15 protein-coding genes and 1 pseudogene are annotated in these 21,628 nt (G+C 53.8%); 11 read left to right on the top strand and 5 right to left on the bottom strand.

Annotated features, from left to right (window positions below; all coding sequences use genetic code 11):
* The first annotated feature begins 31 nt into the window (after positions 1-31).
* The 6 genes from AC3RPL_RS01730 to AC3RPL_RS01755 all read left to right on the top strand — a co-directional run bounded on the left by AC3RPL_RS01730 (position 32) and on the right by AC3RPL_RS01755 (position 8,775).
* Positions 32-973 carry a fimbrial protein gene (locus AC3RPL_RS01730; RefSeq protein ID WP_490738747.1) on the top strand — a complete coding sequence of 314 codons (942 nt, stop codon included), beginning with the start codon at positions 32-34 and terminating at the stop codon, positions 971-973.
* 250 nt (positions 974-1,223) lie between these two features.
* Positions 1,224-1,580 (top strand): hypothetical protein, encoded by a 357-nt coding sequence (locus tag AC3RPL_RS01735; RefSeq protein WP_490738748.1) that lies wholly within the window; start codon positions 1,224-1,226, stop codon positions 1,578-1,580.
* A gap of 506 nt (positions 1,581-2,086) precedes the next feature.
* Positions 2,087-2,728, top strand: a complete 642-nt coding sequence (locus AC3RPL_RS01740; protein WP_490738749.1) for a response regulator — start codon at positions 2,087-2,089, stop codon at positions 2,726-2,728.
* Positions 2,721-5,891, top strand: coding sequence for an ATP-binding protein (locus AC3RPL_RS01745; protein ID WP_490738750.1), 3,171 nt, complete (start codon positions 2,721-2,723; stop codon positions 5,889-5,891). Before AC3RPL_RS01740 ends, AC3RPL_RS01745 begins: the two co-directional genes overlap by 8 nt.
* Positions 5,884-6,444, top strand: coding sequence for a DUF1090 domain-containing protein (locus tag AC3RPL_RS01750; RefSeq protein WP_490738751.1), 561 nt, complete (start codon positions 5,884-5,886; stop codon positions 6,442-6,444). Before AC3RPL_RS01745 ends, AC3RPL_RS01750 begins: the two co-directional genes overlap by 8 nt.
* Positions 6,445-6,627: 183 nt before the next feature.
* The gene (locus AC3RPL_RS01755) at positions 6,628-8,775 is read left to right on the top strand and encodes a fimbria/pilus outer membrane usher protein (RefSeq protein ID WP_490738752.1); all 2,148 of its coding nucleotides are present in this window, start codon (positions 6,628-6,630) and stop codon (positions 8,773-8,775) included.
* Positions 8,776-8,816: 41 nt separating this feature from the next.
* On the opposite strand, the gene AC3RPL_RS01760 is transcribed toward AC3RPL_RS01755, so the two are convergent.
* Positions 8,817-9,680 carry an SDR family oxidoreductase gene (locus tag AC3RPL_RS01760; RefSeq protein WP_490738753.1) on the bottom strand — a complete coding sequence of 288 codons (864 nt, stop codon included), beginning with the start codon at positions 9,678-9,680 and terminating at the stop codon, positions 8,817-8,819.
* A gap of 145 nt (positions 9,681-9,825) precedes the next feature.
* On the opposite strand from AC3RPL_RS01760, the gene AC3RPL_RS01765 reads away from it, so the two are divergent.
* Entirely contained in the window at positions 9,826-10,245 is a 420-nt protein-coding gene (locus AC3RPL_RS01765) for a winged helix-turn-helix transcriptional regulator (protein ID WP_490738754.1), read from the top strand.
* A 91-nt stretch (positions 10,246-10,336) separates the two neighbouring features.
* Here the strand turns inward: AC3RPL_RS01765 and treF are convergent, their stop codons facing one another.
* On the bottom strand, positions 10,337-11,983 hold the full coding sequence (gene treF / locus AC3RPL_RS01770) for an alpha,alpha-trehalase TreF (protein WP_490738827.1): 1,647 nt from the start codon (positions 11,981-11,983) through the stop codon (positions 10,337-10,339).
* Between the two features lie 346 nt (positions 11,984-12,329).
* On the opposite strand from treF, the gene AC3RPL_RS01775 reads away from it, so the two are divergent.
* Both AC3RPL_RS01775 and AC3RPL_RS01780 read left to right on the top strand, forming a co-directional pair.
* Positions 12,330-13,661, top strand: a complete 1,332-nt coding sequence (locus tag AC3RPL_RS01775; RefSeq protein WP_490738755.1) for an MFS transporter — start codon at positions 12,330-12,332, stop codon at positions 13,659-13,661.
* Between the two features lie 121 nt (positions 13,662-13,782).
* Positions 13,783-14,679, top strand: a complete 897-nt coding sequence (locus AC3RPL_RS01780) for a LysR family transcriptional regulator (RefSeq protein WP_490738756.1) — start codon at positions 13,783-13,785, stop codon at positions 14,677-14,679.
* A gap of 35 nt (positions 14,680-14,714) precedes the next feature.
* Here the strand turns inward: AC3RPL_RS01780 and AC3RPL_RS01785 are convergent, their stop codons facing one another.
* Both AC3RPL_RS01785 and AC3RPL_RS01790 read right to left on the bottom strand, forming a co-directional pair.
* Entirely contained in the window at positions 14,715-15,494 is a 780-nt protein-coding gene (locus AC3RPL_RS01785) for an L-threonylcarbamoyladenylate synthase (protein WP_490738757.1), read from the bottom strand.
* A 188-nt stretch (positions 15,495-15,682) separates the two neighbouring features.
* The gene (locus AC3RPL_RS01790) at positions 15,683-16,750 is read right to left on the bottom strand and encodes an SDR family oxidoreductase (RefSeq protein ID WP_490738758.1); all 1,068 of its coding nucleotides are present in this window, start codon (positions 16,748-16,750) and stop codon (positions 15,683-15,685) included.
* Between the two features lie 101 nt (positions 16,751-16,851).
* On the opposite strand from AC3RPL_RS01790, the gene AC3RPL_RS01795 reads away from it, so the two are divergent.
* A complete protein-coding gene (locus AC3RPL_RS01795) occupies positions 16,852-17,757 on the top strand; it encodes a LysR family transcriptional regulator (protein ID WP_490738759.1) in 906 nt (301 codons plus the stop codon).
* A 12-nt stretch (positions 17,758-17,769) separates the two neighbouring features.
* On the opposite strand, the pseudogene AC3RPL_RS01800 reads toward AC3RPL_RS01795, so the two are convergent.
* Positions 17,770-19,885 (bottom strand): annotated as a pseudogene (locus tag AC3RPL_RS01800) (putative bifunctional diguanylate cyclase/phosphodiesterase); the annotation flags it as partial.
* 521 nt (positions 19,886-20,406) lie between these two features.
* Between AC3RPL_RS01800 and sbmA the strand changes: the two are divergent.
* Entirely contained in the window at positions 20,407-21,627 is a 1,221-nt protein-coding gene (sbmA, locus tag AC3RPL_RS01805) for a peptide antibiotic transporter SbmA (protein ID WP_034932856.1), read from the top strand.
* Position 21,628 lies beyond the last annotated feature (1 nt).

Here is a 21,628-nt window from a genome sequence, read left to right on the forward strand (position 1 = left end):
CGGAAAATCTAACTATTCTCTGGAGCCGTAAATGAACATATTTAAATTTATCCATCCATTTCCCGTCGTTATTTTATTCATTTTCCCGTCATTGTCCTATGGTGCCAGCTGCGTCATGGGAGCAACTGGAAAAGGGACAACCGGCGCCATCACGCTGGCCGTCGATCCCAGTGTTGCTGTTGGTGAAACCCTGGCTTTACGTTACAGCAAGGGGTTTTCCGGACAAACGCTGGTGATTGGTTGTACCGGCAGCTCTTCTTACCGTTCAGCATCCGTGTTGACGCAAAGTACAACCGTAGAAGGTGCTTATGAAACCGGAATTGCAGGTGTAGGGGTGATTATTGGTGATTTATATAAAACAGGAATGACAGTTCCTTACAGCACCTCCATTTCACCCGCCGCTCTGACTCCCTGGAGTAATCAAAATGAGGTAAGGCTGACCTTTGTCAAAACCGGTGCAATTACGCCAGGTACCGTCAGTAGCAAAATTTACAGTCGCTACTATCTGAACTCCAGTATATTTGCCACCTTCACCATGGGCAGTCTGACCGTTATTCAGAAAAGCTGCCTGGCAGACGTCAGCTCGAAAAACCAGACGGTCAATCTGGGAAGCCCCAGCCGCAGTGAGTTCTCCGGTGTGGGCAGCACCGCAGCCTCTTCTGAACGGTCCTTCACTATTCTATTGCAGTGCGAGTCCGATAATATTCCGGTACAGGTGACATTTGATCCGGTCAGCAGCTCGACGGGTGACGGAATGCTGAGCATCGATGAGGGGACCGGAGCCGCTAGCGGTGTCGCAGTTGAAGTGCTGGACAGTAACAGCACGCCCCTCACCTTTGCTACCGCGAAGACTTATCATAACCTTGCTGAGAAAACGATTGAGATTCCCTTAACGGCTCGCTATAAACAGACCGGCGAGATTACTGCGGGTACGGCTAATGCGGCAATGACCTTTACTATTACGCAAAACTGATGTGATCTGAATTCGATAAAATAATGAAGATTAAAAAAATTTTTTTTATTGATTCAGACACAGACATCCAGAAAGTCTTACCCGTTAGTTAGAAAAAAAACGAAGATGAATCACAATAATTAAAATTAAATGAGTTGAACAGTGGTCACAAAAACACTAAATTTAAATCAGCCCGAAGAATCTCGGGCAATTCAAAATAAATAAGGAAGACCTTTAACCCAGGGTCAAATACATAAAAGGAATCTATATAATGAGAGAACTTTCTACAATTGAAATGAGTGAAGTTTCGGGTGCATACAGCTGGGATACGACAAGTGCTCTTACTCTTATGGGTAGCCTTGTTCTTAATGCAGTCGAATTGGTCGCATCGGCAACTTTAGGGGCAAGCGTTGGCGGAGCTGCCGGAGCATTTGTTGGTGGTAAACATGGAGGCGACGGTGGTGGCCTGCTTGGCTTTGGTACTTTAGGACAAGGTGTTGGTATGATTGGCGCTGGTGTCATTGGTGCTATAGCATTCGGAATTGCCGGAGCCGTCGTTGGCTGGGATACCATATCTGAGTATGCTTCAAGTGCGATTAATGGAATGATTTCTGGTACGCTGAGTTAATACCACAGCATCATTAATATAATTAAAAGAGCCGTCCCTGGCTCTTTTTTTAAAATTAAAAATATTCACTTTGACTCGCAATTATATCGTCACCTTTAATTCAGATAAAAACCAGCAAAATATAAACCTCCTCACGCGCACTCTCATCATTAATGGATGAAAGAATTATGATCGTTATAGCATCATCAACTCACCAGACAAGCCAAAATCATTCAACCAGCAGAGAAAATAAGAAAATTAACACCTTCCAAAAAAACCAATACAATAACTGAATCATCACTTTTCAGTGTCAGATACTATTTTCCAGACAGCAGCCAACAAAAACATTCAATACTCACCAGTAATTTCCCACTATCACCAGATTCACTCCCATCATATTCACCAAAACATATTTAAGACTCTTTGAACCTTTCATGAGACGGTGGGAAACGCAATAATCCACTCCTTTAAAAAGGCATCTTGCCCGGATATCTCCGGGACTGAAGGTTGTTAAAAGGATTTTTACCATGCCTGATATTGTGGTGATTGATGACCACCCTGCGATTTGTTTCGCAGTCAAAACGCTGCTGGCCCCGCTGGCACAAAGTGAAATACGCACCGCCACTAACGGTATTACCGCGCTCACCTGTATTAAACAGCACCAGCCCGAACTGGTTATTCTCGATATTATGCTGGATAAAATGGATGGCCTACAGATACTCCAGCACATCCGGCAGTTAACCCCCGGCGTGCAGGTTATCGTTTATACCAGCCTGCCCGCCGATATTTATGCGCCAAGAGCCCTGCGTGCAGGGGCATCTGCTTTCTTTAATAAAGAGGCGGATATCCGGCAGCTGATCCCTCTGTGCCAGCTGGTATTACAGGGCTATGCCTGTTTCCCACAGGCAACGCTGGCCCAGAAAAAAGAGTCGGCGTCGGCTGCCAGCGAGGAGGATCTGCTGGCCCTGCTGTCCGATCGTGAAATGACCGTATTACGCTATCTCGCCACCGGTATGAGTAACAAAGAGATTGCCGATCGCCTGTTACTGAGCAACAAAACCATCAGTACTTATAAACGACGCCTGCTGGATAAACTTCAGCAGGAAAGTACCGCTGGGTTAGCCGACCTGCTGGCGTTGTCGTCAGAAACAGGAGCGGACAATGCGTAAGCTCTGGTGCCTGCTCTGGTTGTGCTGCCTGCCCGTGCTGGCCGGGGAAAAACAGAACTATCGCCAGCTGGAACTGGTCAGCCGGGAACATATTCAGACCCCCTGGCCGGTGTTGAAACAGAACCAGTGGCAATGGCTGCATCGCAGACGCACGCTCAGTTTTGGCGTGGCCAGGCCAGAGTCGCCCCCCTATGAGATGATCACCGGATACCATCAGTTTGACGGTCTGAATGCCGACTATCTCGGCCTGCTGGCTTACAACCTTAATCTGAAAATCGTGGTGCATTATTATCAGAACAAATCGCTGCTGATGGATGCGCTGAGCCGGGGAGAAGTCGATTTTATTGGCAGCGTCACCTCAGACGAGGCCAGAGAATATGGTCTGATAGTAACCACCCCTTATCAGACGCTGATGCCCGCCGTGGTGGAACGGAAAGATATGCCAATCCATCAGACAACAAAAAAGCGGGTCGCCATTGAACCGCTGTTTGAGGCACGCAAAAGTTTGGCTGGTTATCTCAGCGGCAACCTCGTGCAGCATTATGATTCCCCGCGCAAGGCACTGGAGGCGCTGTCGTTTAACAATCTTGATAGCTGGATAGGCGATGCCATTTCCGCTCGCTATCTGATCAATCAGAACAACCTGATGAATCTACGTTTGCAGGTTCTGTCACAGGAAGAAAGTAATGATTTTGCCTTTGGACTGACCGCCAATAATAAACCGTTGCAGGCTATCCTCAACGCGGTACTGGAACGCATCCCCAAAAATATTCAGGGCAATATTCTCAGCCGCTGGCGGGGAAATGTCCCTTCCCCCACCACCGCCCCCACTCTGCTGTTCACCGCTTTCGAGAGTAAATGGCTACAGGAAAACGCCCTGGTGCGTCTGGTCATTAACGAAGATGCCGGACCGCTTAACTTTTTCGATGATACCGGCCATTTTCGCGGGCTGACGGCGGATATCATCAACACCATAGCGGAACAAACCGGCCTGAAATTTACTTTAGTCCGCTCCGCCACGTTGGCCGAAGCCCTGTCGATGGTGAAATCCGGTAAGGCCGACGCCATCGCCGGCGTGCCCAGAGATGCAGCCTGGTATAACGGACTGATCACCACCCGATCCTATCTGCTTAATTCCTGGGTACTGGTTGGGCATAAAAGCCAGAAACGTCCCGTCAAGCTGCAACGGATTGCATTAATCAGGGGGCATCCTTTAGAAACCCCGCTGCAACAAAGCTATCCTGGTGTGCAGATCCTTCCTGTCGATACGGCGCAGGAAGGGTTGGTGGCCGTGGAAAAAAATCAGGCTGACGGGCTGGTCCTGCCAATGATTGAGGCAAACTCGCTGCTTGCCCAGAGGAGAGAATCCAGCCTGACAATCCTGACCGGGCTGGATACTGAACAATCACATTTTGTCATTGCCGTGGGGAATGAAAAATACACGCTGGCGACCATCCTCGATAAAGCGTTACTGAGCCTGACGCCTGAAGAAATGCATGCCATGATCCGCAACTGGTACAGTGACGCAACCCGCATTCGGGTCAACCCGGAAAATAACGATCTGAGCGCTGGCTGGCTCCCCCCTTTGCTGGTGATGGTCGCCATTCTGTGTACCTCTGTGGCGATATACCATTATCTGCGGCGACAGCAGGCACAGCAGCACCGGCTGACAGAGCAGTACCAGCAGGCCAAAAATCAGGCTGATGAAGCCAGCCGGGCCAAAAGCACCTTCCTGGCGACGATGAGCCATGAAATTCGCACGCCACTCAATGCCATCATTGGCACACTGGAACTGGTGCTGCGTCAGCAGCAACAGCAGCAACCTGTTGATATCTCGCTGCTGACCATCGCTCATGATTCGGCACATTCACTGCTGGCGCTGATTGGCGACATTCTGGATATCTCACGCATTGAAAGTAACCGTCTGGTACTGCATCCCACCCGTACCAGCCTGCGGCAACTGATTGAATCTGTAGCCCTGTTATTTGAAGGCGTGGCGCAGCAAAAAGGACTGAATTTCAGACTGGAAATTGAAAATGGCCTGACCGGCGATGTGCTGGCCGACCCGGTCAGAGTAAAACAGATTCTGTCCAACCTGGTCAGCAATGCGATCAAGTTTACCGAACAGGGCGAAGTCACCCTCAGCGCTCAGTTGATGAGTATCACTGAGCAGCGGCTGGACATTTGCCTGCGTGTTACCGACACCGGGCAGGGAATGGAACCCGCCGTGCAGCAACGACTGTTTCAGCCATTTGTGCAGGGCAAAAATCCGGCGGGCACCGAGGGTGCGGGTCTGGGGCTCTATATCTGCCGGATTCTGGTTGAAATGATGGCCGGAGAAATTACCCTCTCAAGTCAGCAAGGGACTGGCAGCACCTTCACCGTAACGCTTTCCCTTCCCCGCATGCTGGCAAAAGTCGATCCGCCCGCGCAGCCTGCCGCAGCACAGCCTCCACACCCCCTGAAAATCCTGATAGTTGAAGATCATCCCGCCGGTCGCGTGCTGCTGCTTCAGCAGTTGCAACACCTGGGGCATCATGCCACGGCGGTGGCAGATGGTGCTGAGGCGCTGCAATACTGCCAGCATCACCGCTGTGACCTGGTCATCACCGACTGCCACATGCCCAGGCTGGATGGCTTTCAGTTCACTCAAAAGCTACGGCTACTGGAGCAGGAGCGGCAACAGAGCCGCACCCCGGTCTGGGGGCTAACGGCCAATGCCCAGAGCAGCGCACAGGAGTCTTGTCTTCAGGCTGGCATGGATGATTGCCTGTTCAAACCCATCAGACTGAAGCTGCTGAAAGAAAAACTGCAAAGCCTGCGGTGCCCTGCACAGGCCGCCTTCAATCCGGATCATCTGCCCGACGAGCTGAAAGATCCCGCGGTGCTGAGGGAGTTCATGCAGACCATGCTGACCAGCCTGCAACAGGATTTAACCCGCCTGATCGATGAAGCTCAGCATTCGCCGCTGCGCGAGGAAGCGCTTACTGAACTGGGCCACAAAATTGCCGGTGGAGCACGACTTATTCAGGCCGCCATGTTGGAAACCGCCTGCCGCAGGCTTGAGGATGCGCCCTCCGCAGAGACGCTCGCCACCGTCATCCAGGAAACAGAGCGCCTGATCGCCAGTCTGGTGGCTGTGCCGGGGACTACAGATGAATAGTCCGGTCCTACAAGCCGATGAGTCCGCTCGCCGCTTTTATCTCGCCGCTCATCACACTATTCTTTTTCGCACTGAGAGGGAGAAAGGGTTTCTCCCCGGTACAAGAATAAAGGATGCCAATATGAACAAGTTCAACACTCGCGTAATCCCTCTGATGCTTTTACTGACCGCCGGTTTCAGTGGCATGGCCTTCGCCGATTGTGATACCAAAATTTCCGTACTCGAAGCCAAAATCAGCGCAGCAGAAGCATACAATAATACGGCTAAAGCCACTGCACTGAAGAAGGCACTGGCAGAAGTAAAAGCCAACTGTACGGACAGCGCTAAACTGGTGGCGGCCGAGCAAAAAGTGGCCAAACTGGAAGCAAAACTGGCGGATAAACAAGCGAGCCTGGCCGAAGCTCAGGCGGATCTGCGTGAAGCTCAGGCCGCAGGTAACAGTAAGAAAATTGCCAAATACCAGAAAAAAGTGCTGGAAAAACAGGCTGACGTAAAAGAAGCCACCGCAAACCTGGCGCAGGCCCGCGCGGCTCTGGCGGCATTACAGGGGTAATTGCCCCCTCGGAGCCTGGCGTCCTACCAGCACGCCAGCGGGCGTTAATAAACTGCACGCCCGGTGTCACCGGCCACGTTATGGGCCGGTGACATGATCATTACAGGCATATTATGCCAATAAATACTGGCGTCCCGGATGGGACGCCTTTTGCCGTTACAGAAGGAAAAGTGTATTTCACGGATGAACATAGTGCCGCGCCTGCTGGCCAGTCTTCTCATTGATGCGGCTTTGGTCAGTTTTGCCGAAGGCGCGTCACAATACATACTGGTTAACGATATTTATCGCGGGCAAACCGAGCTGAATTTCAGTAAGACAAACACGCCCTGCCTGACCGCCCCCCTGTTGCAGGAGTGGGGAATACGCCAGCAGGAGATGCAGAGGCTACACTTCTCTTCGCCCGCAGGCTGTGCCACCGCCCGTTCGCTCGCCGGGCTAAAGATACGCTACTACTATGACCAGCAGGCTCAGGTTTTTACTCTGTATATTCCGCCTGAGATTGCCAGTCCGGTGACCAATGGCGTGGCAACCAGCCGCTGGGATGACGGCGTTAATGCTGCTTTTCTTGACTATGACCTGAGCTATTCACATTTCACCGGCGGCAGCTATCGCCGCTATCCCCGCCAGCACAGCCTGGATGTCACCACCACCTGGGGTGCCAACCTGGGGCCGTGGCGCTTTCGCTATCAGCCGGTCTACAGTAAGGATGCCTACAGCGACCCTGTCTGGCACACTGAAAATGCCTCAGCCTTTCGCACCATACAGCCCCTGCGTGCCCTGCTGACGCTGGGTGACAACAGCACCACGGCAGATATGTTTGACAGCGTCAGCTATCGCGGTTTCAGCCTCACCACCGACGATCGCATGTTGCCCGATGAGATGCGTCCTCTCTCCCCGTGGATCAGGGGCTTTGCCCACAGTCAGGCACAGGTCAAAATCAGGCAGTATGGTACGGTTATCTATCAGACTACCGTGCCAGCAGGCGCGTTTATTCTGAAAGACATCTACCCGGCTGATGCCACCGCTGATATTGAAATGACCATTAAAGAGAGTGACGGCACGGAAACCGTGCGCACTATCCCTTACTCCGCCATGCCTAATCTGGTCCATGGCGGACAGTGGAAATTTGCGCTTTCGGCAGGAAAATACCGCCCTTACTATACGCTTGACCAGCAGGAGCCCTTTTTCTCTCAATTCTCGCTCAGCTACGGACTGCCTGATAACCTCAGCCTGTTCGGCAGCGTGATGGCAGCAGATATCTGGCAGGCTGGTCTGTTTGGCGTGGGAAAGCGACTGGACCGCTGGGGCGCGCTGTCACTGGACATCAGTTACAGCAACGCGACAGATCCGCGCCGGACAGGGGGCGATCACGGCACGATGACCCGGTTGCGATACACCAAAGCCTTCTCAGAATGGGAATCCTCGTTCAGCCTGACCGCTCAGTACTATCCTGACCAGCGCTATCGCACGTTCAGCGAAGCCGTTGCGCAGCAGACACAATACTGGTGGGACTGGGAAGACGGCGTTTTTGTGGGTGAGTTTGATGCAGAGAAAAAGAACAAAATCGCCGTCAGCTACACGCAAAATCTCGCAGAAGAGGACAATCTCTACCTGACGCTGGCGAGTGAAGCATTGCGTGGCAGGAACAGGCGGGAAACCTCCGTTGAAGTGGGCTACAGCGCCAACTGGCATAAAATTGACTATGCCATTTATGTTGCCTACAACCGCCTCGATGATGAAAAAGAGGAGAGTAAAATTACCTTTTCCTTTTCCATTCCGTTTCAACTGTTTTCTTCACCCCGCATCAAGCTGAATATGGAAAACACCCTGGCAAAAAACGGTGCCGCAGAGCGCAAAGTGGGGATCAGTGGCACCGCGCTGGAGGATTACAGTCTGAGCTATAACCTCAGCACCAGCCAGCAGAAGGGAAAAGGAAGCAGCAAGAATCTCACCCTCGATTATCAATACAACGCCGGTGAACTGATGGCGGTATACACCCGCAAAAAACAGACCAGCACGAAATATCTTGGTCTGACGGGCAGTGTGATGGCACACCCGGGCGGCGTGACCTTCGGACAGGCGCTGGGGGAGAGCCCGGCGATCGTGGAAGTGGAGAAGACCCCCGGCGTGGGAATAATCAATCAGTATGGCACCACCACAGATTCACGGGGATTTGCCATTATCAGCAGCCTGACGCCATACCGGGTTAACGAGCTGTCGCTGGATGCTTTCAGCCTGGCCTCGGGGGAAGAATTGCCGGACAGTGAACGCGAGGTGGTGCCTACCGCAGGGGCAATTATGTACAGCCGCTTCAGAGCGCCCACGCCCTGAAGCGTTATGGCCGGTACGGCGTGTCAACCGGCCAGACTGACTTACGCCTTTGCCTGCGCCACGAAGGCGCTGACAACATCCTGCCATGGGGTGGTTGCCCGACCAGTCAGTTTGCTTAGCGTGTGACTGTCATCAAACAACGCGCCCCTGGCGGCATTGACATCAGAGTCGGCCAGCATCTCCGCCAGCGCGGCGGGCAGTCCGGCTGCGGTCAGCGCCGCCACAAATTCCGCCTGGGGCAGGTTGACATAATTGACAGCCTTACCGCTTTGCCGCGCAATTTCCGCGCTGAATTCAGCCAGCGTATAGGCCGTATCCCCCGCCAGCTCATAGATTTTGTTGCTGCTGCCACTGCCGGTCAGCACCGCCGCCGCCGCATCGGCATAATCTTCCCGGCTGGCCGAAGCGATTTTGCCCTCCTGCGCTGCGCCAATAAACGCCCCATGGCTGATGGCTGGCGCGATGCTGACAGCGTAGTTTTCGGTGTACCAGCCATTACGCAGGATCGCATAAGGAATGCCGGAAGCAATCAGCGCCTGTTCGGTAGCACGATGCTCTCCGCCCAGCCCCATTTCGGTGGTATCGGCGTGAAGCAGGCTGGTGTAAGCCAGCAGTTTAACCCCCGCCTGTCTGGCGGCATCAATCACCGCCCGATGCTGTGTTTCACGCTGACCAATTTCGTTGGAGGAGATAAGCAACACCTTCCCGACCCCATCAAAAGCACGCCGCAGCGTGGCAGGATCGTTATAGTCAGCCTCTCTTACCTGAACGCCTGAAGCCACCAGCTCAGCCGCCTTCTCAGCTGAACGTACCATTGCGACTATTTCTGACGCCGGGACTTTTTTCAGTAACGCCTTAATCACTAAACGGCCAAGCTGGCCAGTTGCGCCGGTTACAGCAATCATAATGCTCTCCTTGAGTCTGAAGGATGATAAGCCTGGCAGACCAGGCTCTGAAACGACGGGCCAGTCGGATGCTGGCGAAATCGTTTGGACCCGAACAGACTATGCCATACACTTACAAAAAGTAAGTACGCACAGGAATGTTAGTATGAAAATAAAAGAAGAAATATCCGCCAGCTCGCTCAGCGAAAAATTTCGCCGGGGTGAACTGCTGGATGCGAAATGTCCTTCACGCGAGGTGCTGAAACGGCTCACCAGCCGCTGGAGCCTTCTGGTGCTGCTGGCACTGGAAGAAGAGACATTGCGCTTTGGTGAACTGCGCAGAAAAATTGGTGGCGTCAGTGAAAGAATGCTGGCGCAGACCCTGCGCCATATGGAGGAAGATGGTTTCGTCACCCGCATCGATCACCAGATGAACCCACCTCACGTTGACTACAGCCTGTCGCCGCTGGGTTACCAGGTGCGGGGGCAGGTCACCGACCTTGCCGACTGGATTGAAATGAACCTCCAACAGATTATGGACAACCGGCGCACCTTTGCGGCTTCATCAGACCAGCACAATGGTTAAAGCCACCTCTCTGTCGCCAGCAGCAAGGCTAAACGCCACAGAGGGTAGCTTTTGAAACAGGCGTGCCGGTCGGTGGCGGCGCTGCGGACGGTTATGACGGCAGCAGATCCGGGTACATCACCATCAGGCGGCGGGTGACACCATTGGTCCAGCCAAAGCCATCCTGAAGGGGATATTCGCCACCGCCCGCCAGCACCGGAGTGGTGCCGAGAACGTTATATTTCTCCACCATCTTGTGATGGCGATGATAAGTGGCGGCCACCACCTGTAACCAGCGCGCGGCGATCTCCTTCGCCAGCAACTCTTCGCCGTAGTGATTCAGCCCCTTAATCGCCATCCACTGCATCGGTGCCCAGCCGTTAGGTTTATCCCACTGTTCACCGCTCTCTTCTACCGTGGAGAGCAGACCACCCGGTGCCAGCAGATGTGAACGAATGGCGGCGGCGGTATCCGTGGCCTGTTCCAGGCTGGACATCCCGACATACAGCGGCGTTACCGAGGCCGCCGAGAACGCGGCTTTTTCCCGTTCACGCCAGTTATAATCGCGATACAACCGCGCTTCACTGTCCCACAGATATTTATCAACATTGTCGCGACGACGCGCCGCACGCTGCTGGAACAGCTCAGCCGTCAGCAGGTCGTTGCGGCCTGCTGCCAGCCGGGCGATGGTGGTTTCCAGCTTATAAAGAAAAGCATTAAGGTCGACTGGCACAATGCTGGTAGTCTGAATGCTCTCCAGCCGTCCCGGCTCGCTCAGCCAGCGGGAAGAGAAATCCCAGCCTGATGCAGCACCCGCACGCAGATCACGGTACACCTCGCTGGAAGGTCGCGCCGAATTCCTGGCGGTTTCCACGTCTTCAATCCACGATTCGTCACGCGGCGTATCGCGGTCGTCCCAGTAGCGGTTGAGGACCGAACCATCCTCCAGCATCACCACATGGCGATATGCCTCATTGGGTGCCAGGGTATCAGCCCCCTCCATCCAGAATTCATACTCACGTTTCAGCTGTCGCAGATAACGATGCGCCTCATTAACGCCATCCTTCTCAAACAGTTCCACCATCATGGCGAAAACCGGCGGCTGTGAGCGGCTGAGATAGTAGGTGCGATTACCATTGGGGATATGCCCGTAGGTATCAATCATCCAGGCAAAGTTGTCTGCCATCTGGCGCAGCAGGCCGGTCTGCCCACTCGCCGCGAACCCCAGCATACTGAAGTAAGAATCCCAGTAATAGGTTTCGCCAAAACGACCGCCCGGCACCACATACGGCTCCGGCAGGGGCAATAATGAAGAAAATTCAGAATGCTTTTCCGGCTGACGGGTTAATACCGGCCACAGGGCATCAATGTGCTCTGCCATCGTTCTGCCGGGATCGGAGACATAGCGGCTGTCGTGCGCCCTGGGAAGATCGAAGTTCTCCAGTACAAACGTCAGCAAATTAAAATCATCCTGCTCACGTTGCAGGTAATAACGATAAAGAATGCGTTCCGGTTCAGTTTTAGGCGCACAGTCAGCGAAGGTTTTGCTGTCGCTGAATATTCTTGCGGACTGAACGGCTTCGAAAAGTTCCTGATAACGGTCCGCTGGGGTCAGGATATCTGATACGGGCAGACCACGAATGCTTTCCGGTTGCGGCTCAGCCACGCAATCCGGACCTGCTTCATAGTCGTGATACCAGGTTTCATAATCCGTCTGGCTAATGTCAACAATCTGGTCATTTTGATTAAAAGTGATAATAACCTCCAGATGCCAATGACGTTTGACAATGTTACAGAGTGAATTTCGAAACAAGCGATCAGTATAGTACCCTCGTCTCACAACGCAACCCAATGATTTTATTACTTCTGATGAGATAATATGTCAAAAAATGAATGTCTGTTCCCAATATTTCCGCCCTGATTTTATTTTTTCACGCCCTGTTATGCCGGGGAAAAATAAATAACAGATTGCCGTTATCTTTCAGTGAAAAATAATGGCCTGACCATTTACATTGCATCTGAACAGCCGGATACTGACGCGGTCAGAATGGCTTGCAGGCCTTGCTACGTCTGACATCAATAACTTTATCTGATAGCAAACCAGTATGTTCAACCACAACCAGGGGACTCTCGTGGCACCGGTAGTAAATAAATCCGTGGCGTTGCACCCGGAAAATCTCGCTGAAGAAGATGACAGTTTAGTTTCACCCGCCGAAGTAAATAATCCAGCCATAAATAAAAGTTATATTACCCGTGGCACCCGCAGATTTACCCATGCCACGCTGGCGCTGTTCTGCGCAGGACTTTCCACCTTCGCCGTCCTTTATTGTGTCCAGCCCATCCTGCCCGTGTTTTCGCAAAGTTTTCATCTTACTCCCGCGCAAAGCAGCCTCTCTCTCTCCGTCACCACGGTGATGATGGCGCTGGGCCTGCTGGTCACTGGCACGTTATCAGATGCCATTGGACGTAAATCGGTGATGTCGGTTTCGCTGCTGCTGGCGGCGCTGTTTACCCTGATGTGCGCGGCCATGACCAGCTGGCAGGGAGTGCTGGCAATGCGCGCGCTGACCGGGCTGGCGCTGAGCGGCGTGGCGGCAGTGGCGATGACCTGGCTTAGTGAAGAACTGCATCCGGTCTTTCTTTCGTTTTCGATGGGCCTGTACATCAGCGGTAACTCAATTGGCGGGCTGGTGGGGCGTCTTTCCAGCGGAATGCTTGCCGACCACTTCTCATGGAACGTGTCGCTTCTGGTGGTCGGACTCTTTGCACTGGCCGCTGCCGGGCTGTTTTTCCGCCTGTTGCCCACTTCTCAGCATTTTCGGCCCAGCTCCCTGCGGCCACGCAAGCTTTTAATCAACTTTATGTTTCAGTGGCGGGACATGGGATTACCGATGCTGTTCCTTGTCGGTTTCGTGTTGATGGGCAGCTTTGTCACCCTGTTTAATTATGTCAGCTATCGCTTTTTATCTGCCCCCTTCTCCCTGAGCCAGACCGTGGTTGGCCTGCTGTCGGTGGTCTATCTTACCGGCACCTGGAGCTCGCCACGAGCGGGAATGATGACCGTGCGTTACGGCCGGGGCGTGGTACTGATCGGCGCACTCTGTCTGATGTTGACGGGCCTGATTGCCACCCAGTTCACCACGCTGTTTCTGGTCCTGCCCGGGCTGATGCTGTTTGCCGCCGGGTTCTTTGCCGCCCATTCCGTCGCCAGCAGCTGGGTCGGCCATCGCGCAAGGCGCGCCAGAGGTCAGGCGTCCTCACTCTATCTGTTTTTTTATTATCTTGGTTCCAGCGTGGCAGGTACGCTGGGCGGCGTGTTCTGGCACGGCTTTGGCTGGCCGGGCGTCTCGGCGTTTATCGCCGTGATGTTAATCGCCGGTCTGGTACTTGCCAATCAGCTGCGAAAGATTCCGGTTCTGGTAAAAAAAGTGCGCTGAACAGACAGGGCGGTGCCCGCCTCCGCCCTGTCTCACCTGCGGTGCCAAAGATTTACTTCCCGTCCGTCACCCCTTACTCTGTCGCCATTCTGATTAGCCGCCGTTGCCGTCCGGAGTCACCATGAGCGATGTGGAAAACCTGCATGCGATGATTATCTTCGCCAGAGTGGTTGAAACCCTGAGTTACACCGAAGCCGCAAAACGGCTGGGCCTGTCCAAATCGTCGGTCAGCAAGGAGATCTCCGCGCTGGAAGTGCGGCTTGGCACCCGGCTTTTACAGCGAACCACCCGCAAAATAGCCGTCACCGATGTCGGTATGACCTGGTATCACTACTGCGCACGCATACTTAGCGAAGTCAAAAGCGCCGATCTGTTTATCCGCCAGTACCATGAGGAACCCACCGGCAGCCTGCGTCTGGTGGCCCCGGTAACCTTTGGCTGTCAGTGTATTGTCCCGGTACTGAACAGGTTTGTCGCCAGCAATCTGCACGTCAGCGTCGATCTTGACCTCACCGACCGCCCGGTGAATCTGGTGGATGACAATATCGATCTGGCCATCGTGGTGCGCCGTGAGCGACCCGAGCACAACCCCTGTCAGAAACTCATTGATATCAGCTGGGGGCTGTATGCTTCACCGGCGTATCTGCATCGTTTTCCGGCTATCAACACGCCCGACGATTTGCCGCGTCATGATTTCATTCTGTTTCGTGGCCCGGCCCACACCATTTCCCTGCCGTTTCGCAAAGAGAAGCTGAAGCGGGATATTGATGTACGCAGCCGTTTTCGCGCCAACAACAGCACCGCGCTGGTCAATTCCGCTATCGCCTGCACCGGCATTGCCTATCTGCCGGACTACAGCGCACAGGAAGCGGTGAAAGCCGGAAAGCTGGTGCGCATTCTGCCGGAGTGGGAGATGGATCTGTATCAGTCGTGGATTTTAAGTAAGGGCGACAGCTTTATTTCACCGCGCGTCAGGCTGTTTATCGAGGCATTGCAGGAGGCGTTACAGCAGCAGTAATCAGGGGCGGAAAAAACGCTTCCGCCCCCTGTTGATCAGTAGTAGTTACCGTGACGGTAATCCCAGGTGCTGAAGGTGTCAGAAAGCATCGACATGATTTTATCCACGTCCAGACCTTTACGGATCAGCACCGGGCAGGGAGTGATATTACGCTCGCCTTTCTGCTCCGGCACCAGTTTGCCGCTCTCATCAACCATGGCTACCATCACGCCCTGCTCGTAGCGAGTCTTTTCAGACTCATTTGGCTGAATAGACTTCACATAGTCGTTAGCGGCGATGATCAGATCGGCCTGCGATTCAATGCGCTCACCGATGCCTTCAACCAGACCACGGTTGCCTTTACCTGATGGGTTAGCCGAGCTGGCGAAAGAGAATTTACCGTGGTTTTCCCACAGCTCTTTTGCCAGTTTTTCGCCCGGAATACCAAATTTGATCACGAAACAGCTGGTCTGACGGCGATCCATCATCAGATCTTTAGATCCATCGTCCGGGATGCGCGCCACGGCTTCCTCTTTCCACGGCAGGATGCAGCCCAGCAACACATCTTTATCCCAGTGCTGTTGATACAGCGCTTCGATCTCAGGATTCAGCTGCGCCAGCTCTTTCAGCTGCGCCAGTGAGCCACACAGCACCACGCCGGGTTTATTGCGGTTACGCTGCTTGGCATCAAATTTACGCTCCAGACCTTTCGCATCAGAGGTCATGATGATGTAGCCGACCTTGGTAGGACACACAATCATGCCACCATCGGCAGAAAGAATTTCAACCGCTTCTGGTTGTAAGCCGCCGTTCCACTGAATTGTCTTATTGCTCATAATCATACCTTGTCTTAAAAGGGTTAATTTTGCGGGCCAGGCATGCTGATTTTTCCTGCATCAGAAGATGCGGTGCGACGCCTGCCACTGAAAACCGGTTGCATTCATCCTAACCTGTTACGCCTTTTAAGCAACAATAAAGCAACGGATTGCATTATTGTTTCCATCTGGAAACAAATGTTGCGAGGTCAGGCGGGGATCAGCCGTTCAGACTTCAGCTGGTCGAACAGGGCGAAAAACGCGTCTCGCGTACACTGGTAGCCGGTAAAGCCTGCCTTGCGACTCTTGCTGATATCCGTGAAAACTTCTATTGGCCGACCCAGGTCAGCATCGGTATGCCACCAGGAAACCAGTTTATCGATATCCGCCTGATGCAAACCATATTTTTCCGCAATCGACCGCCATTCAGTCGGTGCCGTCTGCATACGATCGGCCAGCGGCTGTACCTCAGCGGGAAACGCCGCGGCCTCAATGCCGAAGTAGTCAGCAATCTGGCTCCACATCCACTTCCAGCGGAACACGTCACCGTTAACCACGTTGTAGTCCTGGTTTTGTGCGGAAGGCGTGGTCGCTGCCCACTCCAGGTGCCGTGCCAGTAAACGCGCATCGGTCATGTCGGTTACCCCCTCCCACTGCGCTCGGGAACCGGGAAAAATAAACGGCTGACCGCTCTCTTTACACAGGCTGGCATACACCGCCAGTGTCTGGCCCATATTCATCGCGTTACCCAGCGCAAAACCGATAATGGTATGCGGGCGGTGAACGCTCCAGCTGTAGCCATACTTTTTCGCACCGGCAAAAACTTCATCTTCCTGGGCGTAGTAGAAATTATCCACCGGCTGGCGGCCCTGTTCTTCGCGAAAAGGCGTCACCGGCACTGCCCCTTTGCCATAAGCATCGAACGGCCCAAGGTAATGCTTCAGGCCGGTGACCAGCGCCACATGCCCGCCTCGCAGGCTGTCACCCAGCGCGTCGATGACATTGCGCACCATCGCACCGTTAACGCGAATATTCTCCTGCTCATTCGCCTGACGCGACCAGGCGCTGAAAAAGACGCTGTCCACCGTCACCGTCTGCAAGGCCTGGCGGACGGAGTCGCCGTCGGTCAGATCGGCGGTCAACGCTTCACATCCGGCGGGCACCGGTGTGCGACCACGGGATAACCCCGCTACCTGCCAGCCATCGGCAATCAGTTGTTCTGCCAGTGCCGTGCCAATGACTCCACTGATCCCGACGATCAACGCACGCTTTTGCATACTTTGTCTCCTTATTGAAGTGCAGAAACAAAGCTTAATAGAGAATTTAATTCTTATCTCAGGTATAAATTCACATCATTAGAGAATATGAGTCATCAATTATGAACGGTCAGGATCGCCTGAAGGGGATCACTCCCTTTGTTGCCAGCGTGGAATCCGGCAGCTTTACCGCCGCCGCCAGTCAACTGCATCTCACCAGCTCAGCGGTCAGTAAAAGCGTGGCGCGGCTGGAAGCCAGACTGGGCTCCCGCCTGTTTGAACGTACCACCCGCAGCCTGACACTGACCGATGCCGGGCTGGCTTTTTACCAAACCTGCACCCGCGTGTTGGGCGAACTGACAGAAGCAGAGTCCGTGCTGGCGTCACAACGAACCATTCCGGTTGGGCGACTACGAATCTCGCTACCCAATACCTTTGGCCGGATGCACGTGATGCCACTGCTGACTGCATTTTGTCAGCAAAATCCGGAAATGCAGATCAACCTGTCGTTTTCCGATCGCTTTGTTGATCTGTTTGAAGATGGCGTGGACGTGGCGGTGCGTATTGGCGGGCCTGCTGAATATCCGCCATCGCTCGGCTATCGGTTTCTGGGCAATGAACGGCTCATTTTTTGCGCCGCCCCGGCCTGGCTGGAAAGCCACGGTGAACCTGCATCGTTGCAGGCATTAAGCCAGCACCGGGCAATTGTCTACGACAGAGTGGATGGCAGCACCAGTCCGTGGTATCTGCCTGCGCCGGATGGCCGTATCGCCACCCGCACCGTCGCGCACCGGATGGCGCTGGGTGATGGTGAGGCGCAGGTGGCGGCGGTGGTCGCCGGGCTGGGCATTGCGCAGATGGCCACCTGGCTGATGGCAAAACAGCTGGCAGACGGTGAGCTGGTGCAAATCCTGCCAGAACTGACGGTAGATGGCCTGCCGCTCTCGGTCATCTGGCCGCGCAAAAAGCAGCTGACGCCCAAAGTACATGCGCTACTGGCCGCGCTGGATAACCTGCGTATCACCTGAACCCCGGCGGTTTTACTCCTGCTCCGGCGCAGGCAAGGCGTCCGGCAGTGTCGGCACCACCGGGCTGAACAGTCGGAGCCTGTTTTCCGCCAGCTGCGGGCGACCAAAGTAGTATCCCTGAAACAGGGTGCAGCCTTCGATTTTCAGCTGCTCATACTGCTGAATGTTTTCCACCCCTTCGGCAGTGATCTGGATATCCAGGCTGCGGCTCATCCCCGTAATCGCGCGAATGATAGCCAGCGCTTCCCGACTCTCATGCATGTCATTAATAAACGACTTGTCGATTTTAATTTTATCGAACGGAAACGAGCGCAAATAGCTGAGGGAAGAGTAGCCGGTGCCAAAATCATCCAGTGCGATGCGAATGCCCAGCGCCTTCAGCTGTTGCAGGACGCGAATATTATTCAGCGAGCTGTCCAGCAGTACCGATTCGGTGATCTCCAGTTCCAGCCGGTGTGCCGGCAGCCCCGATTCGGTCAATGCCTTTTCCACCACCGACACCAGCGAGCTGCTTTTAAACTGCAATGGCGACAGATTTACCGCCACGCTTTGCTGTTCAGGCCAGCCCGAGGCTTCCCGGCAGGCTTCAAACAGGGCCCATGCTCCCAGCGCGTGGATCAACCCGGTTTCTTCCGCCACGGGGATAAAATCTATCGGCATAATCATGCCTTTGACCGGGTGATGCCAGCGCATCAGCGCTTCATAGCTGACCACCTCGCGTCCGTGTGCATCGGTAATGGGTTGATAATAAAGTTTAAGATGGTTGCCGGTTATCGCTTTTCGCAGATCGGTTTCTATCATCCGCCGTCTGCTGGCCGCCTCGCCCATCGCCATAGAAAAGTACTCAAAACGGTTACGCCCGTTGCGTTTACTCTCATACAGAGCCATATCCGCGCAGCGTAACAGTTCATCCGACGTGGCGATGGCATCACTTCCAATGGCGATACCAATGCTCAAGCCGATCGACAGCGTATGCCCATCAATGGTGAACGCCGGATTAGTGACATCAATCATCAGCTGCGCGACGGTTTCTGCCTCCGTTGAGTAGTTCAGTCCGGGCAATACCACCGAGAACTCATCACCGCCCTGACGTGACAGAGTATCTTTGCCGCTCACCGTGCTGGCTAAGCGGCGGGCAACGGCTCTCAGCAGACCGTCCCCCACCTGATGGCCCAGCGCATCGTTAACGTTTTTTAAAGTTATCCAGATCGAGGCAGAGCACCGCCGTCAGATTACCGGCCGCACGATCACGCCACAGGGCATCGTTCAGACGCTGACTGAACAGCGCGCGGTTAGGCAGACCGGTGAGATTATCGTAATGAGCCATATGGTGAATACGCGCATCGGCGTTGCGCTGATCGGTGACATCATCCGCTATCAGCAGGATATAGTTGCTGCGCACATCATTGCCTCGAATGATGGTGGCCGAGGCGCGGATAATCTTTTCCCCCCGGCCGGTAACCAGCAACTGCTCATTTTTATTGACTCCCGCACTACGCTGTACTGTCGATGTCAGCTGCGCAAAATAGCTGCCCACCTCCGGCGAGGTGCAGTCGGCCAGTTTTCTGCCGTTACACTGGTCTTTGCAGATGCCGAGCAGCTGTTCTGCTTTGCTGTTCAGCAGCAGAATTTCGCGGGAGACCAGGTCCTCCACCATCACGCAGGAAGGTATATTGGCAATGATGGTGTCAAGGAAGGTCGAGAGCGAGGCCAGCGACAGGCTGTTCTGCTCCGCCAGCTCTTTCGCCAGCAAAATTTGCTGTTCATATTCATGCGCTTCGGTGCAGTCGCGGGTAATCTTCGAGAAGCCGATTAGCTCGCCACTTTCATTATGCACCCCCTCAATCACCACATGTGCCCAGAAAGCACTGCCATCTTTGCGATAGCGCCAGCCGTGATCCTCAAAGCGTCCTTCGCTGCGCGCCAGCCCAAGATTAGTATCAGGCACACCGGCCTGGCGATCCTGAGCGCTGTAGAAGCAGGAGAAGTGTTTGCCGACGATTTCATCGGCCGTGTAGCCTTTGGCACGACGTGCTCCGGCATTCCAGTTGATGACAAAGCCGTTGGTGTCGATCATATAGATGGCATAGTCAACCACGCTTTGTACCAGAAAGCGGTACATCACATCGTTATGGTTAGTCATTCTTTTCCGCCTTAGGGGGCTTATCGCCACTCAGAAGAGGGTCACAACATGCAGCCCGGCCCGTGAGCAGCCTGCATAGCGAACACCCCCCTGCAAGGCTGAGCCATTGAGGCCAGTTCCTGAGAGAGGTCGCTGAATCAGGAAAATTCACCTGAAAACGCTCAAAGGGTTATCGACCACCCGCAAATAAAATTCAGGATTAATTCTGGAAATGGGGGGCAGGCAGCACGATTTAATTCGCCATTTTCCCGACGGATTAAAGAATTATCCTGCACTATCCATCGTCGTTTTTTTTAATTGCATTTAAACCAGAATGAATGGCTGACTATTTTGCTTTGAGCAGATTTACTTTCTGATACCTCATCAACCGCAGAAATTGTGCGGAAGATAATGCCGGAAATATAAGTGTTACAAAGATAAGAACACGGACATTTGCCGATACAACCCTGGCAAGACCATTAACATTTTATCGCGTTATATAGCTGTGCTAATGGTGTGGAGTGCCTATGTTTAAATCTTTTTTCCCCCGACCTGCGCTGTTTTTCAGTAGTGCCGCCATCTGGTGCGCGATAGCGATTCTGGTCTGGTTTGAAGGCGGCAGGAACTGGCTGTCTCACTTTTCAGCTTTTGCCCATTCTGCCCCGCTGCCGGTTAACGCACTGCGTTTTATCGCGCCCTCTGAAATTGCTTTTTATCTCTATTATCTTGCGGCTTTTCTGCTGTTTGCCGGATTCTGGCGCATCTACAGTCCGCATCCGTGGCAACGCTGGTCGGTGGCTGGCTCTGCGCTGATTATCTTTGCCACCTGGTTTTCGGTTCAGGTGGGTGTGGCAATCAATGCCTGGTATGATCCGTTTTACAACTTAATCCAGCGGGCCATGACTCATCCCAACACTGTCAAAGTGGAAACGTTTTACAGCCAGCTGGCAGGGTTTCTCAGCATTGCGCTGATTGCGGTGGTGATTGATGTGCTGAATATGTTTTTTATCAGCCACTACGTCTTCCGCTGGCGTACGGCAATGAACAATTATTATATGGCGCACTGGTCCGAACTGCGCGGCATTGAAGGGGCTGCCCAGCGTGTGCAGGAAGACACCATGCGTTTCTCCTCCACGCTGGAAGATATGGGCGTCAGTTTTATCAATGCCATCATGACGCTGATCGCTTTTCTGCCCGTGCTGGTCGCCCTCTCGGTGCACGTCAAAACCGTGCCGCTGCTGGGCGACATTCCCTATGCGTTGGTGATTGCCGCCGTACTGTGGTCGCTACTGGGCACCGGGATGTTGGCGGTGATCGGCATCAGGCTGCCGGGCTTGTCATTCCGCAATCAACGGGTGGAAGCGGCTTATCGTAAAGAACTGGTTTATGGCGAAGACGACCCGCAACGTGCCAGACCGCCCACGGTGCGCGATCTGTTCCACAACGTGCGTAAGAACTATTTTCGCCTGTACTTTCACTATCTGTACTTCAATATTGCCCGCATCCTCTATCTGCAACTGGATGCGGTCTTCAGCCTGTTTGTTCTCTTCCCGTCAATCATTACCGGTGCCATCACCCTGGGGCTGATGACCCAGATTACCAATGTGTTTGATCAGGTGCGTAGCTCCTTCCAGTACCTGATTAACTCCTGGACCACGCTGGTGGAATTGCTGTCAATCTACAAACGTCTGCGCAGCTTTGAGCAGCGGCTGAACGCCCTTCCTGGCCCGCATGATATGGCAGCATAAC

Source organism: Erwinia papayae, from assembly GCF_058241465.1.